The 15,836-nt window shown below is 37.6% G+C and carries 12 protein-coding genes; 7 read left to right on the top strand and 5 right to left on the bottom strand.

Features of this window, described 5'->3' with window-relative positions:
• Positions 1-202: 202 nt before the first annotated feature.
• The gene (gene rsgA / locus AADJ06_RS08825; RefSeq protein ID WP_341226067.1) at positions 203-1,135 is read right to left on the bottom strand and encodes a ribosome small subunit-dependent GTPase A; all 933 of its coding nucleotides are present in this window, start codon (positions 1,133-1,135) and stop codon (positions 203-205) included.
• Between the two features lie 243 nt (positions 1,136-1,378).
• Between rsgA and AADJ06_RS08820 the strand changes: the two genes are divergently transcribed.
• Positions 1,379-1,501, top strand: coding sequence for a hypothetical protein (locus AADJ06_RS08820; protein ID WP_341226066.1), 123 nt, complete (start codon positions 1,379-1,381; stop codon positions 1,499-1,501).
• Positions 1,502-1,571: 70 nt separating this feature from the next.
• Here AADJ06_RS08820 and AADJ06_RS08815 read toward each other — a convergent pair whose 3' ends face one another.
• Together AADJ06_RS08815 and AADJ06_RS08810 are read right to left on the bottom strand one after the other, a co-directional pair.
• A complete protein-coding gene (locus tag AADJ06_RS08815; protein WP_341226065.1) occupies positions 1,572-2,636 on the bottom strand; it encodes an NAD-dependent epimerase/dehydratase family protein in 1,065 nt (354 codons plus the stop codon).
• A gap of 65 nt (positions 2,637-2,701) precedes the next feature.
• A complete protein-coding gene (locus tag AADJ06_RS08810; RefSeq protein WP_341226064.1) occupies positions 2,702-4,648 on the bottom strand; it encodes a KUP/HAK/KT family potassium transporter in 1,947 nt (648 codons plus the stop codon).
• Positions 4,649-4,805: 157 nt separating this feature from the next.
• Between AADJ06_RS08810 and AADJ06_RS08805 the strand changes: the two genes are divergently transcribed.
• Positions 4,806-5,591 carry an enoyl-CoA hydratase-related protein gene (locus AADJ06_RS08805; RefSeq protein ID WP_341226063.1) on the top strand — a complete coding sequence of 262 codons (786 nt, stop codon included), beginning with the start codon at positions 4,806-4,808 and terminating at the stop codon, positions 5,589-5,591.
• Between the two features lie 48 nt (positions 5,592-5,639).
• Here the strand turns inward: AADJ06_RS08805 and AADJ06_RS08800 are convergent, their stop codons facing one another.
• Positions 5,640-6,692 (bottom strand): LuxR C-terminal-related transcriptional regulator, encoded by a 1,053-nt coding sequence (locus AADJ06_RS08800; RefSeq protein ID WP_341226062.1) that lies wholly within the window; start codon positions 6,690-6,692, stop codon positions 5,640-5,642.
• Positions 6,693-6,945: 253 nt separating this feature from the next.
• Between AADJ06_RS08800 and AADJ06_RS08795 the strand changes: the two genes are divergently transcribed.
• The 5 genes from AADJ06_RS08795 (at position 6,946) to AADJ06_RS08775 (ending at position 14,903) form a co-directional block, all read left to right on the top strand.
• Complete coding sequence (locus AADJ06_RS08795) at positions 6,946-7,899, top strand: hypothetical protein (protein ID WP_341226061.1); 954 nt, start codon at positions 6,946-6,948, stop codon at positions 7,897-7,899.
• A gap of 127 nt (positions 7,900-8,026) precedes the next feature.
• On the top strand, positions 8,027-9,571 hold the full coding sequence (locus AADJ06_RS08790; protein WP_341226060.1) for a tail fiber domain-containing protein: 1,545 nt from the start codon (positions 8,027-8,029) through the stop codon (positions 9,569-9,571).
• A 77-nt stretch (positions 9,572-9,648) separates the two neighbouring features.
• The gene (locus AADJ06_RS08785) at positions 9,649-11,199 is read left to right on the top strand and encodes a tail fiber domain-containing protein (protein ID WP_341226059.1); all 1,551 of its coding nucleotides are present in this window, start codon (positions 9,649-9,651) and stop codon (positions 11,197-11,199) included.
• A gap of 72 nt (positions 11,200-11,271) precedes the next feature.
• Positions 11,272-12,897: a tail fiber domain-containing protein gene (locus AADJ06_RS08780; RefSeq protein ID WP_341226058.1), complete on the top strand. Its 1,626-nt coding sequence runs from the start codon at positions 11,272-11,274 to the stop codon at positions 12,895-12,897.
• A gap of 29 nt (positions 12,898-12,926) precedes the next feature.
• Positions 12,927-14,903 carry a tail fiber domain-containing protein gene (locus AADJ06_RS08775; protein ID WP_341226057.1) on the top strand — a complete coding sequence of 659 codons (1,977 nt, stop codon included), beginning with the start codon at positions 12,927-12,929 and terminating at the stop codon, positions 14,901-14,903.
• A 6-nt stretch (positions 14,904-14,909) separates the two neighbouring features.
• On the opposite strand, the gene AADJ06_RS08770 is transcribed toward AADJ06_RS08775, so the two are convergent.
• Entirely contained in the window at positions 14,910-15,704 is a 795-nt protein-coding gene (locus tag AADJ06_RS08770) for a 2-oxo acid dehydrogenase subunit E2 (protein ID WP_341226056.1), read from the bottom strand.
• Between the last annotated feature and the right edge of the window lie 132 nt (positions 15,705-15,836).

Here is a 15,836-nt window from a genome sequence, read left to right as displayed (position 1 = left end):
ATAATTGATTTAGGTGAATTAGAAGATTCACCTCGGCAAGGTGTTAATACTTCCTATTGGGTCCTTGCGGACCTCATTCGTCGAGTACGAGTAGGTGATATGGGAAGTTTTATTTGAGTCATTATGTTATTAACGTAGCAAATATATAGCTATTGGCAAAATACAGCAATAAAACAGCTTTATTTAAAAATAACTTTATGATTTATCTTCTGTTATCATCGTTTTCAAGCATGCTTAAATAGCTGATGTACCTACTCTCTGCTATTTCTTGATTGCCCACAGCATCTTTGATACGGCATTTTGGCTCATTGGTATGCTCACAATTATTGAATTTACATTGACCTAAAAATGCTCTCATTTCGGGAAAATAATGGCTAATCTCTTTGTTCTCCATTTCCATGAGTCCTAATTCCTTTATTCCAGGGCTATCAATAATGTAAGTATTTGGGCTTGACTCAAACATTTCGGCAAACGTAGTGGTATGAACTCCCTTGTTTGCAAACGTTGAAACCTCTGAAGTGGCTTGGTCTAACTCCGGAACTAATCTATTAATGAGCTGAGACTTTCCTACACCAGAATGTCCCGAAAATAAGGAGGTTTTGTTCTCAATAAGCTTTTCTACTAAGTCAATATTGTCGCCTTTCAATGCTGAAATACTATAACAAGGGTAACCAATAGCCTCATACATTTTTATGACAGCATCTTGGTAGGCTTCAGTTTCTTGGTCCAGAAGGTCTTTTTTATTGAAAAGCAATATTGCTGGTATTCTAAAAGCCTCTGCCGAAACTAAAAACCTATCAATAAAACCTAGTGATGTTTTAGGAAAGTGTAATGTTACTACACAAATGGCTTGGTCTATATTACAGGCTATAAGATGACCATGAGCAGTTTTATGAACAGACTTACGGATAAGGTAGTTTTTTCGAGGAAGAATTTGGTGAATAATACCTAAATCTTCGTCTTTTTCTTCTAGGTCAAAGATAACATCATCGCCAACGGCTAATGGGTTAGTTACTTTTAGCCCTTTTATCTTAAATTTTCCTTTGAGTCGGCATCTGGTAAGCCCGTACTCTTCCGACCTGACTTCATACCAAGAACCTGTAGATCTCCAGACTTTACCTTTAATGTTCTTCAAACTTAAAATTTTCTTAATAAACAGTGTCTGATATAAAAAAACAGATGCTGATGAGGGTATAAAGTTCCTATAAAATGATACGATTAACTAGTATAAGTGTATAAATGCGTTCCATAAAATAAATAATTGACCGTTAAATCATATTTTAAGATAATTTTAAGAAACGTTGCAACAAAAAAACACTTCCAATAGTTATTTTAGTAGTATAGAAAAAGCACAAAATAACAGCTAAATTTTACAAAAATGAAAAAGGGCGTATTATTCGGAATTGCAGCTTTAGCCATGGGAGTGGTAGTAGCTAGTTTAGGAGGGAAAAAAGTAAAACCATCTAACGCACAAGGAACGAATAAACCATACTGGAAATAAGTTTGATTTATTCATCCTACGTATTTATTGATTTTAGGCAATCTCCTGCCAGGAAAACCTGTGCTCCACTCTAACTTAAGATTGGTCGCAGGTCATCCTCGTTTGCGGCTATCCATTCTGTAATTTCCTCTACAATTTGCTTTATCCCTATTTCTGGTTTCCAGCCAGTTTTCTCTGTTACTTTTGAGTTATCGGTCACGTAAAGTTTAATATCTGCTGGTCTGTTTTCTAAAACTTTATCTATTGGGATACTCTTACCTGTAACCTCTTGACAGATCTTAGTTAATTCCTGTAACGATGTACTAACCTCTACACCACCACCTACGTTATATGTTTCGCCGTTTACCTCATCTAGATTATGCATTTGCCAATCTATTAATCGGTAAAGGTCTTTTACATGAAGCATATCACGGGTTTGTTTTCCGCTTCCTTCATAGCCAATGAAAGATAGTTTCTTTTCAAAATAATGCTTCGCAATCCATAGAACCATTACCCCTTGGTCTACTTTTCCCATTTGCCATGGGCCTGTCAAAACGCCACACCTGTTTGTGATAGTTTTTAGACCATAAAACTCATTATACTCTTGAATGATTAGTTCAGATGCTAGCTTGGTTGTACCATATAAAGACCTAGCCCCTTCCAGTGGGAAGTTTTCCGCAATCCCTTTATCAGAAACACCTGTTACTTTTTGAGCATTTGACAATGCAAAACGGGTAGCTTCTTCTTCAAAATTTAAGGTTTCTATGGTTTTGATAGGATAAACTCTACTTGTTGATAAAAAGATAAACGCGGCTTTTGACCTGACTGCATAGTTTAGGCAGTTTACCGTTCCAAATAAATTGGTGTTCATCAGGTAGTCTGGTGTTCCGCCACTCAAACCAGCCAAAACAGATGGTTCAGCAGATGCTTCCAAAACGAAATCTACATCTGGTAAAGTATCAAAATCTTCTTTGTTTCTAATATCTCCATGAACAAACTCAATTCCCTTCTTTGTTAATCTAGAAACATTAAGTTCAGAACCTTTCCTTCTTAAATTATCAAGACAAATGATATGATAAGCAGGGTAGTTGCTTTTTAATTCTAAGGCTAAAGAAGAGCCCACAAATCCGGCACCGCCGGTAATAAGGATTTTCATAGAGTATGTTTGATTTGAAAACAAAAATACGAGTTTGTTTTAAAGTCTTCGGTCAGATATCTTTCTTAATCTTCCCAAGGTATTTCTGTCAACGGAATATTTTCAACTGGTTTGATAATTATAGGGACATATTCTGTCTTTACGGAGGAGGAGTCTAAACCAAACCAACTTTCTTCTGACATAGTAAACTGTTTGATAAAGAAATAGGCTTTCATAACCAAGTTTTCCCAAAATGGAAGTTCATTGTTATAAGACAAGAATTTCTTCAATACTACAAAACGGAAGTCGCCTATGACATTATGTTTGTTTAAAGATTCATACCTACTTCTAATATCTACTTGGCCATTCTTAACCATCTCTTCTAGCACATGTCTGAAGTAAAGGTTGACTTTGTGGGGAACTCTAAAACCTAGTCGGAAGGTGACTTTATACACATCATCTTGAGCACATTGCTTGACCTTATATTCTAAAGTATTTGGCTCATCAGTTGTGTCTACATGTACAAACCAATAGACATCGGCTCTCTTGGGTCTTTTCTGGAAAATTGAGTAAATGATTTTAGACTCAATTTCACTTTCTCGAGAAGCATTACTCATAAAGATGAGGTGTGTGGTATACTTTGGAACTGTAATATCTTTTGACAGCTCTTTTAAAGACTCCAAATATTTATCAAGCTTATAATACTCTGTGAGACGAAGTTTGATTTCATTGGCTTTGAGCCAAATATACATGACAGCACCCAAAACCCCACTTATCAAAATAGAAACCCATCCACCATGAGGGAATTTTTCAAGGTTTGCATATAAGAAAGCGGATTCGAGAGCTAAGAATACTAAGAGAAATATGAATACAAATCGTTTTTTGGAACGGTGTGTATATAGAAAATAGCTCATCATGATGGTATCCATGAGCATAGTAATTGTAATGGAAAGTCCATACGCCGCCTCCATATTTTCGGAGCGTTTGAAATATAACACCACGGCTATACAGCCCAAATAAAGTAGGATATTAGTGCTCGGAATATATAATTGTCCTCTTTCATTAGAGGGATAATGGATTTTCACTTTTGGCCAGAAATTCAAACGAATAGCTGCAGAAATTAAACTGAAAGAACCACTTATCATGGCTTGACTGGCAATGATGGTAGCTAGGGTAGCTATACAAATTCCAGGAAGAATAAACCACTCAGGCATTAATTGGAAAAATGGCTTACGCTCACCAAGTTTTTCACCTACATGAAGTAGCAGCCAAGCAGACTGACCGAAGTAGTTAAGGAGCAAGCATATTTTCACATAAACCCAGCTAATTCTGATATTTCCTCGCCCGCAGTGACCAAGGTCAGAATATAGGGCTTCTGCACCGGTGGTGCATAAAAAAACGGCTCCTAATAACCAGAAGCCGCCAGGGTAATTTGCTAATAAATTAAAGGCATAATATGGGTTAACTGCTTTTAAAACCTCAGGAAACTGTACAATTGCTATTCCCCCAAGTATGGCTAACGTAGTAAACCAAACGGCCATTACAGGACCAAAAGCATACCCTACTACTTTGGTTCCAAATATCTGTATAAGGAAGAGTATGGTTAAAATAGCTATGACTATAGGAATAGTCTGAATATCAGGATATAAAATTTCTAAACCTTCTACAGCAGATGATACAGAAATGGGTGGAGCAATAATACCATCAGCAAGTAGTGCCGCACCTCCAATCATGGTAGGGATGGTGAGCCATTTGGCATGCCGTCTCACTAATGCATAGAGGGCTAAAGTGCCTCCTTCGCCATTATTATCTGCTTTTAGAATTAAAATGACGTATTTAACAGTAGTAATTAGTGTCAAAGTCCAAAAAACGCAGGAGACGCCACCCAGAACCAATTCTTCTGAAATAGGGCTGTCGCCCACAATGGCCTTCATCACATAAAGGGGAGAGGTTCCTATATCACCATAAATAATTCCCATTGCCACTAAAAGTCCAGCTGCGGAAATTTTATCAAGATTGCTTTTATTCTCCATTAAACTAGTGCCTTGTCTGTATTCTGAATTTGGCCGCTTAAATGTCTTAAAAAATGTTTGGAATGATAAATAATTGTTAAAATTCTACAATTAAAACATGAATATATTCTTGGCTTATTTTTATTAATTTGCATCAAACGAACTCATCAACAAATAAATGAATTACGAAAATTTACTAGTAGAAAACAAAGAAGGCGTGTGCTCCATAACGCTAAACAGACCGCAAGTTTTCAATGCTTTAAATGGTGGACTTTTGAAAGAGCTAGCTACAGTGGTTAATCTGGCTAAGGTAGACAAGGACATAAGAGTAGTACTTTTGACCGGTTCTGGTGAGAAGGCATTTTGTTCAGGTGCGGATCTTAAAGAAGGAGCAATGAATGCAGGGAAACCTTTAGGCGACACACTAAAAGAAAACTATGAGCCTGCTATTTTTGCTATCAGAAACTGTCCTAAACCCGTAATTTGTAAGCTGAACGGCGTAGCCGCTGGTGCTGGAATGTCATTGGCGATTGCCTGTGACTTGATTATTGCGGATGAAAATACCTATATGTCTGAGCTCTTTGTGGGCATTGGTCTTATGCCGGATGCTGGCTCTATGTTCTTTTTGCCACGCATAGTAGGTATGCAAAGAGCCTTTGAAATTTTTAGTACTGGCAGAAAAATCTTTATGAAAGAGGCTTTTGAGCTAGGTTTGGTGAGCAAAGCGGTGCCAACAGAAACTTTGGATGATGAAGTGAATAAGCTTTTAGCGTATTACAAAAACGCACCAACTTTTGCCATAGGTCAAATGAAAAAAGTATTGAACGTAAGTTATGGCTTAAAGCTTTCCGAAGTAATGGATTTAGAAGCTTACGGTCAAACGAAATGTGGAGTAAGTGCTGATTTTGCCGAAGGCGTTACATCATTTTTACAAAAAAGAAAACCGATGTTTAAAGGAGAGTAGCAGATGGTTGACTGGTTTAGGAAAAATTAAGAAGAGTTAAAGTAGCTGTTAGCTTTTCTTAGCATTCATTATGCTTATAGCTTCAACCTTGGAGTTTATTTCTAACTTTCGGTAACAACTTTTTAAGTGGGTTTTTACCGTATTTGGACTTATCAAGAAGGAGCTACTTATTTCACTATAAGAAAAGCCATTGCAGTATGCCGTAAAAATGTCTAGCTCCCGTGGACTAAGAATGTCTAACAAACTATTGTACTCCTCCACCTTTATTGATTCAGCTGGAGGTAGGTCTATGTCGTTTTCATAGATGCTGGATTCCTGAGTTTTAAAAACTTCCTTCAGTAAAAGCCAAAACATGTAGATAAGCTGAGCGGTGATACCGAAAAGCAAGTGCTTTGGTTTCAAAAATGCAGAAGGGAAATCGGAAGGGCTCAAAAGGAATTTTCCTATCAATGAAATAGCAAAAAGGAGTGCGAATGAAGTTTGAAACTTGAAGAAATTGAGATTTTTACGAGAACTTAAAACAAGCCAGGCAAGCGACGGTATTCCTAGTAAACCCAAAAACACCCAAAAAATGCCCTGGACTAGTTTGAAATTATTCACAATTAAGTCAACATCCCAAAAGCTAAGCAAGGTTACTAAGGCAAGATAGCTAACGGATAGTCTGAGGAAGACTGTGAAAATTCTTTCAAAAATCTGATAATCTCTGGTCTGCAAGACTGTCACAGCTTTTGTGATAATTAAATACACCACCAAGGGTACGCTTTGCAAAATGAAAAAATAGATACTGTGATAAGGACTGCCGTCAAGGCTAGGAAAAAGCACAAAGGCGTAACCAGACCGCCATATGTATAGCGTAAGGATACTCATAAACCAAAAACTACAGAGTATATAGGGTTTTATTTTGGCCAACACTGAAAGAGTAAGATAGATCAAGAGCAGCCCAGTAAGCAAGCCAACCAGTAATATCTCTTCATGCTCGATGGGTAGTTGGCTTATTTGACCATAGCCAACATCCTGAGTTTGTAAGTTCAAGTTTTGAGCACCAGCAAATGCCTGAAAACTAAATAGAATTAGGCAAAGAAAGATGTACTTTTTTAACATAAACAGTTTGCACTTCAATTGGGATAAAAATATCCGCCTAGCCTATTATTTATTTTAGTGAGCTTATTTCTCCTGAAATTTTAACAAATATACCAAAATCACCCAAATGGGTGATAAGCTTCACCCAATTGGGTTAGGTCTTTTTATGGCTTGAAAGGCTTTATTTGTAACAATGCTTGACTATATCCTCACAGGTCAAAAAAAGCTAAGTCTGCACCACGTTAAAACAGTCTCAAACTATACATAATACAAAATGACAAGGATTTTACTGTGTTCTGCTTTTTTGGTTTTCGGTGTTATTGGAGCTAATGCCCAATCTTTTGAGATTCGGCCTGATGCTGGTTACATAAAAGGAGCAAATCCTGATCTTGATTTAACTGGATCTGATGAGCCTCAAATCCGAGGTATAAGGAGCAGGGGTACATTAACATCACCTAATGCTCTTAGTTTGGGTAGTGGTTTATTAGACTTAACTGCTCTAGGTCATAATGGAACATCATTCACGGGCGATAGAGTTGGAGTTAGATTTACAGCGGCGGAAAATTGGACAGAATCAGCAAATGGCACAGATATCCGATTTTCAACTACATCAAACGGTACAATATCACCAGAAGAGCGGATGCGATTAACTCATAAGGGATATCTGGGGTTAAATATAGATGATCCAGCAGTGCCACTACACATAAACTATTTTACAACAGGTATTAATTCAACCTCTGGTACAGCTATTTTTGGTCAATTGTCTTTGGCACATACAAACATAAGCGGTTCCTCTATAAATGCGTGGAATAGTACAAATGGTACTACACTTTTTTTAAATAGTAGTGCAGGTGCTAAAGTGCAGATTGGTGGAACCTCAGGAGCGACACAATCAGATTTAGATGTTAATGGTTTCTCTAAACTGGGTTCTTCTGCTCCTAAAATTAAAATGAAAGAGATTTCTGGTACCACCTCCTCTCTAGAAGGAGGTTTAACAAATGTATCCCATGGTATTAGTAATGCAGAGAAGATACTGGCTATTGATATAACGGTAAATGCAGCTGCACCAAGTGCTAATGATTTTGTTCCACCTAGTTATACTTATCATCTTGGACATGAATTTAATTACCACTATGATGATGGTGCCATAAGTGTAAGGAATATACCCGGAAATAGTGCCAATATTTTAAGCAAACCTATTAAGATTTTGGTAACGTATAAAGAGTAGAAGTGACTGGCCAAATTGAAATACTCTTAACTGTCAAAAGTGAAGCTGATTTAGCAAAACAGCCCTAACATAATAAAACCCCTTTTTAGAATTCTTATTTGTCAGAAATACATAAATGAAATTCCAAATGAAAAGTCTACAAATCATCCTTTCCCTTTTCTTAATTCACAGCACTTCTTTTTCTCAAATTCAAAGTTTAACAAGTGACGCTGACGGCTCCGTGACGATTATACCGCAGGGTATTACTTCCTCAAAAACCGACCCTTCAAAAACAACAAGTAATGTAGGTCTAGGCTATAACACTCTTTTTTTTAATACAACTGGAAGTAGTAACACCGCCATAGGAACTTCAGCACTTTATAAGAATACCTCTGGTATTGAAAACTCTGCAAGTGGAGCTAGTGCACTTTATAATAATACAGAGGGGAATGGAAATACTGCAAACGGAACTTATGCACTTAATAGCAACACCACGGCTTCTTTTAATACCGCTACCGGAAGCTATGCACTATACAATAATACCACAGGAATTAATAATACTGCCAATGGGGCTTTAGCACTTTATAGTAACACTACTGGGGGTAGAAATGTGGCTGTCGGGAGGGCTGCACTTTATTATACAACCATAGGTGAGGGGAATTCGGCAATTGGAGCTTCCGCACTGTATAGAAATACAGAGGGTTCATTTAATACTGCAAATGGAAACCAGGCACTTTATTACAACTTAACAGGGGACAATAATACTGCCAATGGAAGTAAGGCACTTTACTTTACTACTACTGGATCAGGTAATACCGCAAATGGTTATCAGGCACTGTACAGGAACACAACGGCTTCAAACAATACCGCTACTGGAACTGATGCACTTTATAATACTACTACAGGGTCAAATAATACGGCAATGGGTTATCAAGCACTTTATTCTAACACCACAGGTTCAAGTAATATGGCCAGCGGTGGAAGTGCTTTATATTTAAACACTTCCGGTCAATATAATACCGCCGACGGCAGTTTAGCACTTTATGCTAACACTACTGGAGAGCGAAATACTGCAATAGGATTTGCTGCACTTTTAGGCAACTCAACAGGGAATAATAATACTGCGATTGGTAATGCAGCAGGGGTGACCTCGTCAAACCTCTCAAATACTATAGCAGTGGGTTCTGGTGCAACTGTGAATGCGAGTAATAAAATTAGGATGGGAAATGCAAGTATAACTTCTGCAGCAATACAGGTAGCCTGGAACGTGACATCTGACAGAAGATGGAAAGAAGCTATAGAACCTCTGCCATTGGGTTTAAAATTTATCAATGATCTAAATCCAGTTAGCTATCACCGAAAAAATAACGAAAATCAAGATGTAGAGTTCGGGGTAGTTGCTCAAGAACTAGAAGAGACGCTAAAAAAGTATGGGTTCTCAGAAAAACAGCTAGGACTATTAGATAAAGATCAAGATGGTTATTACTCGGTGCGGTACAATGATTTGATAGCCACACTGATTAAAGCGGTACAGGAACAACAGCAAGTTATTGACAAACAAAAAGAAACAATAGTTGGGCATGAGCTAAGGTTTGAACAGCAAGAAACTCAGATGACAGTATTAGCTTCAAAGTTGGCAAATATTGTTACCAAACTATCCGCAAATTCGATTAGTGAAAAAGGTACCAAGTAACAGAATTGTTCAATGATTTTTATCAATTCTCCATCATGAATTGATTTTTTCTTTCAAAACACTAAAGTCAATTTATTATGAAAGCCATCGCCTCGTTTTTACTCTTTTTTGTCATAAGTCTAAGTACTTTTAGCCAACTTCAAACTATCACAAACTTATCTTATGGTTCTTTGACCATCATTCCTCAGGGGATTTCTTCATCAAACACTGACCCTTCAAAGACAACATCAAATGTAGCAATAGGACGATTTACTTTAAACGCTAACACCACGGGAAATTTCAATACTGCTATTGGAGGTGCGGCTCTTGGTAACAACACATCTGGATACGAGAATGCCGCAAGTGGTATAGGAAGCCTCAGCAGTAACATAAGCGGAAATAATAATACAGCAAGCGGGGCTTATTCGCTTGCTCAAAATACCGCAGGAAATAATAATACCGCTACTGGTTATTATTCGCTAGTTGCTAACAGTTCAGGAAGTTATAATACTGCCAACGGAGAGCGGTCCCTTGGTCAAAACGAAACAGGAAATTACAATACCGCCTCTGGGAACTATACACTCCTTCAGAATACATCGGGAGATAGAAATACTGCTATGGGGTATAGGGCTCTTGTTCTAAACCAGACAGGAGAACACAACACGGCAACCGGACTCCTAGCACTCGATGCTAATACAACGGGCAATTACAATTCAGCTACTGGGCTTTTTGCACTTTCAGAAAATACCACAGGTTCTCATAATATAGCTATCGGAAACAGGGCACTTTTTCAAAGTATAAACGGAGAAAACAATTCTGCGATAGGAAATGAAGCACTTTTGGGAAACAAGTCTGGAAGTAATAATACGGCACATGGAAGCTATGCACTTAACAGGCATATTTCTGGCGATTACAATACAGGAACTGGCTATTTAGCCCTTTATTTAGATACCACAGGAAATTATAATACTGCTGTGGGTTCTGGAGCACTTTACGAAAACGGAAGCGGTAATTACAACACGGCTGCCAGTAATTCTCTTTTTTCAAATATAACAGGTCATAGAAATACGGCCATCGGTTATAATGCAGATGTGGACTCTGTAAACCTAAGTAATGCCACTGCCATTGGATTCACCGCAAAGGCCCTTTATAGTAATAGTATTAGGATAGGAAACTCGTCGATTACGGCTGCGGATATTCAGGTAGCGTGGTCTGTATCTTCAGACAAACGCTGGAAAGATAACGTTAGAACAATACCACTTGGGCTAGATTTCATAAAAGAACTAAAACCTGTAAGCTATTACCGTAAAAACAATGAAAAGAAAGAACTAGAGTTCGGCTTAATAGCTCAAGAGCTTGAAGCAACCTTGAATGAGTATGGCTTTGCGACAAATGAGTTGGGATTACTTAATAAAGGGTCTGATGGTTATTTTTCGGTGCGGTATAATGACTTTATTCCCATAGTTATTAAAGCCGTTCAAGAGCAACAAGTACTGCTGAATGGTCATAAGGAATTGATTGAAAAACACGATTCGCAGTTTCAGGAGCAAGAAATTAGGCTAAGTCAATTGACTGCAGAGATAGGAGAAATAGAAGCCTTGCTTTCATTGAACGAAGCAAAGTTTAAAGCTTCAAATAAGTATAAGTAGCCGTTCATATTGGTTTAAAGCCGAATGGGAATTGAATAACTTGTCTTAATCAATTAGTTAATATACACTTTCATGAAAAACTTACAAATCACCATTTCTTTGCTTTTAATTAGTATCTGTTCTTTTGGCCAAATTCAAAGCTATACAGGCTCAGGAACAGATGGCTCTATCACCATTACACCTGATGGTTTGAGTTCTAGGTATACTGGTAAAAAGTTTGACCCTTCTAATGTGGCTTTAGGCCCCAATGCCCTTATCAGTATCGTGACAGGAGAAGAAGACTACGAATCAAAGGAAAATACAGCTATTGGTTCTAACGCATTAAGAAATAATACTACGGGATATTATAATTCTGCAGTTGGGTATAATACACTTTCTCGAAATACAATTGGAAGATATAATACGGCAAGCGGTAGAGGTGCTTTGTATAGTAATATTAATGGGATGTTTAATACAGCCATCGGTGTTTCATCATTATACAGGAACACTTTAGGGAGTTCTAATACCGCAATTGGTCGTGAGGCTCTATACCATAATATTTCAGGAGGAGCGAATACCGCAAGTGGAGGTTTGGCATTATATAGGAATACCACAGGACATAACAATACATCAAATGGTTTTTATTCATTGTTGAACAACACCTCAGGAAGTAGTAATACAGCAAATGGTAGCTATTCTTTATTCGAGAATACTACTGGTCGTAACAATACCGCAAGTGGACGGAATTCATTATACTCGAACACTAATGGCTACTCCAATACAGCCACTGGTCATAGTGCCCTATACTATAATACTGCAGGACATCACAATACTGCATTAGGAGATAGTGCTTTGTATCATAACACAACTGGAAATTATAATACTGCAAATGGTACTTTCTCCTTATTAGACAATACTACAGGTAAGGATAATGCGGCTTTTGGCTCTTATTCGCTGCTCAATAATACTTCAGGGGATGGTAATGCTACAAATGGAGCTTATGCTTTACTTCTTAACACAACAGGCGATAAAAATACAGCAACTGGTACGAGTGCATTAATAGTAAATTCCACAGGTATTCAAAACACTGCCTTAGGGCATTCTGCATTAAGTAGCAATACCACTGGGTATAATAATACTGGCCTCGGTTATCAATCTGATGTTAGCTCCAATAATCTACATAATGCTACCGCCATAGGCTACGAAGCAAAAGTAAACGCCAGCAATAAAATAAGAATTGGTAATACTTCAATAACAGCAGCAGATATTCAAGTAGCATGGAATGTAACCTCAGACAAACGTTGGAAAGAAAACATAGTTACAGTACCACTAGGTTTAGATTTCATCAAAGACCTAAAGCCAGTGGCCTACCATCGTAAAAATAATGAGAAGGATGACGTAGAGTTTGGGCTAATAGCCCAAGAAATAGTAGAAACGCTTGCGAAATATGGTTTGACTGAAAAAGACTTGGGCTTATTAGACAAAGACCAAGACGGCTACTATTCGGTACGTTATAATGATTTACTAGCTCCCATGATAAAAGCTATGCAGGAGCAGCAGCTTATGATAGAAAAACTGAAGGAGGTTAATTCTAAACAAGCGAGTGCCATGCTAGAACAGCAGAAAGTAAATGATTGGCAAACCACTGCCTTAAATGCATTACTCAAGCGTGTTGAAAGTCTAGAAACCGAAGGAGTAATACTAAGTTCTAAGAAATAAAAGTACCTAAAATCGAAAAATATATTTTCATGAAAAACTTAATAAAAACACTCGTTTTATTCTTTATAAGTACCTTTTCTTTTGCTCAAATTCAAAGTTATACTGGTTCAGATGCCGATGGCTCTATCACCATTATGCCCAATGGCCTGAGTTCAAAGTATTCAGGAAATATAACAGATACTTCAAATGTTGCCCTTGGCCCATATTCGTTAAATAGTAATACATCAGGCATAAACAATACAGCGATTGGTGTCAGGGCTTTAAATAATAATTTAGCAGGTCACAGTAATACCTCTACTGGTGCTTTTTCTTTGAGAAGTAATGGCTCTGGGCATAACAATACAGCTTATGGAGTAAGTGCTTTATACAATAATACCTCAGGGTACTATAACACGGCTAGTGGTAGAAACGCCCTTTATAGTAATACCATAGGAAACAATAATACCGCAATGGGCGTAAATTCTTTATTTAAAAATAGCACAGGAAGTTTTAATACTGCTATTGGCCGTAGTGCCCTATATAGTAACACCACAGCAGATAGAAATACCGCACTGGGCGATAGTTCGCTCTATTATAATAGCATAGGAGATAATAATACTGCAATTGGAGCAAAATCTTTATATTCGAATTCTACTGGAAACTACAATACTGCGATTGGTGCAAACTCATTGCAAAATAACACCACTGGTGATAACAATACTGCCACAGGAAGAAATTCGCTAAATAGCAATACAACCGGATTTAGAAATACTGCAACTGGAACATTGGCATTGAGCGACAACACGATCGGTGTAGAAAATACTGCAACTGGAGTCTATGTTTTGGGAACAAATAGCACAGGTCAAAATAATACCGCAACTGGTGCTTGGGCTATGCATTATAATGTCTCAGGAAGTGGTAATACGGCTATCGGTCATTATGCTATGTTTAATAATAATACTGGTGAAGAAAATGTAGCTGTAGGCCAGAGAGCATTAAGGAATAACATATCTGGTAGTAAAAATACGGCTGTTGGAGTTATGACACTTAGTGGACTTAACTACACAGGAGATAAAAATACCGCTATTGGCTCATATGCATTGTCAAGCAATAAGTCTGGTGTAGGAAACACTGCAAGTGGTTATAGTGCATTGTTTAGTAATACCACTGGAAAGCAGAATGTAGCTTCCGGTGATAGTGCTCTTTCATCTAATGTCTCTGGAAACTACAATACGGCTATTGGTGCTAATTCCATGGTGAAAAATAGCTCAGGGAAAGAAAATACCGCCAATGGCTCTTTTTCTCTTTTAAATAATACTTCTGGCGACGGTAATTCGGCAAACGGTTCTTATGCCTTGTTTTTTAATTCAACAGGACATAAAAATACAGCATCGGGCACCAGTGCATTAGTTGTTAATTCCACAGGAAATCAAAACACGGCCTTAGGACACTCATCACTTGGCTCTAACACTACTGGTTATAATAATACGGCCATAGGATATCAGGCAGATGTTACCACTAATAACCTATTCAATACAATCGCTATTGGGTATAATGCTTCGGTAAACGCCAGCAATAAAATAAGAATGGGTAATACTTCAATTACTGCTGCAGATATTCAAGTAGCCTGGAATGTAACCTCAGACAGACGTTGGAAAGAAAACATAGTAACAGTACCGTTAGGTCTGGATTTTATTAAAGACCTAAAGCCGGTGGCCTACCATCGTAAAAACAATGAGAATGATGACGTAGAGTTTGGTCTTATAGCCCAAGAAATTGTAGAAACGTTAGGAGAATATGGATTGACTGAAAAAGATTTGGGCTTATTAAACAAAGACCAAGACGGTTACTATTCTGTAAGATATAATGATTTACTAGCTCCCATGATTAAAGCTATGCAGGAGCAGCAGCTTATGATAGAAAAACAACAAGCGATTAACAATCAACAAGCGAGCGTTTTAAATTCCGTATTACAACGCCTTGAAAAACTAGAAGGAGAGAAAACAATTTTGACGGCCAATAATTAATAATACTTAAGGTTTATCTTCCAGTAATTCAGGTGTCTTTACAATGCTCTTATAATATTTAAATAAAATTCCAGCATGAGAAGCGTCTACCACGCGGTGGTCAAGAGCTGCGGCAAGGGTGATTACAGTTCTGATTTTGACTTCGTCATCAATTACCAAAGGGGTTTTCTTTACACCGCCCATGATTAATACGAACGAAACATTGGTAGCTGGAAAAAGGGCAGGGTAACCAGTATCAAGGCCTAAGCTTCCGATGTTTGAGACGATATATGAACCCATATCATTGGCAGATATACCACCAATAGATAAACCCCAATCCACCAGCATTTTTCTGATAAACCAATAAAACAGATTTCTGAATGGCCACGGAATAGAAGCCATGGTTTCTTTTAGTTTCATGGTGCCGTTTTCAGTTCCCTTTCTGGCTTCCTTTATTTTAGTATTAAGAATAGGGACTAAGTCTGAAAAACTTAGGGTATTGACTTTGTCAATTTTGACAGAACCCATTTCATTTTCTCTCAGTAGCACACTTACTGTGGCATTTATGTCGTCATAAGATTTGACATTCCCTCGTTTGATATAGGTGTTGAGTTCGGGAAGTTTGTCATTTATGGCTCTTGCGGTAGCTAGAGTAAAGAAATGAGTCAAAGTGATTTTGAGACCTTCCTTTCTTTTTTTGTTGATGTATTCTTGTAAATCAGTGATATCTAGCTCCACTGAGCCAAGGATTTTTGAGTCTTCTGGTTTTTTATATAGGGTACTGGCAGTTTTACGCCAGGCATTGTTGAGGTCTTTTATCATCACACGAAATAACGTTTTTATACGCTATCACAGAAATTTACTTTAGCTTAACATAGTGTTGGGCATATTAGGCCTGTTTTTTTGTCAAAAAAACCTCACTCTTTAGAATATTGAAGAGCTGCAAGATGAGCT

The organism is uncultured Arcticibacterium sp., from assembly GCF_964021845.1.
Taxonomy (GTDB): Bacteria; Bacteroidota; Bacteroidia; order Cytophagales; family Spirosomataceae; genus Arcticibacterium.
Note: the sequence above shows the minus strand (reverse complement) of the source record. Positions and strands in the feature narration are given on the sequence as shown.

What these genes read in the sequence shown, in the direction of transcription:
- AADJ06_RS08820 (WP_341226066.1), top strand. Translation starts at nt 1,379, where the DNA reads ATGAAAAAGGGCGTATTATTCGGAATTGCAGCTTTAGCCATGGGAGTG.
- AADJ06_RS08815 (WP_341226065.1), bottom strand. Translation starts at nt 2,636, where the DNA reads ATGAAAATCCTTATTACCGGCGGTGCCGGATTTGTGGGCTCTTCTTTA.
- AADJ06_RS08810 (WP_341226064.1), bottom strand. Translation starts at nt 4,648, where the DNA reads ATGGAGAATAAAAGCAATCTTGATAAAATTTCCGCAGCTGGACTTTTA.
- AADJ06_RS08805 (WP_341226063.1), top strand. Translation starts at nt 4,806, where the DNA reads ATGAATTACGAAAATTTACTAGTAGAAAACAAAGAAGGCGTGTGCTCC.
- AADJ06_RS08800 (WP_341226062.1), bottom strand. Translation starts at nt 6,692, where the DNA reads ATGTTAAAAAAGTACATCTTTCTTTGCCTAATTCTATTTAGTTTTCAG.
- AADJ06_RS08795 (WP_341226061.1), top strand. Translation starts at nt 6,946, where the DNA reads ATGACAAGGATTTTACTGTGTTCTGCTTTTTTGGTTTTCGGTGTTATT.
- AADJ06_RS08790 (WP_341226060.1), top strand. Translation starts at nt 8,027, where the DNA reads ATGAAAAGTCTACAAATCATCCTTTCCCTTTTCTTAATTCACAGCACT.
- AADJ06_RS08785 (WP_341226059.1), top strand. Translation starts at nt 9,649, where the DNA reads ATGAAAGCCATCGCCTCGTTTTTACTCTTTTTTGTCATAAGTCTAAGT.
- AADJ06_RS08780 (WP_341226058.1), top strand. Translation starts at nt 11,272, where the DNA reads ATGAAAAACTTACAAATCACCATTTCTTTGCTTTTAATTAGTATCTGT.
- AADJ06_RS08775 (WP_341226057.1), top strand. Translation starts at nt 12,927, where the DNA reads ATGAAAAACTTAATAAAAACACTCGTTTTATTCTTTATAAGTACCTTT.
- AADJ06_RS08770 (WP_341226056.1), bottom strand. Translation starts at nt 15,704, where the DNA reads ATGATAAAAGACCTCAACAATGCCTGGCGTAAAACTGCCAGTACCCTA.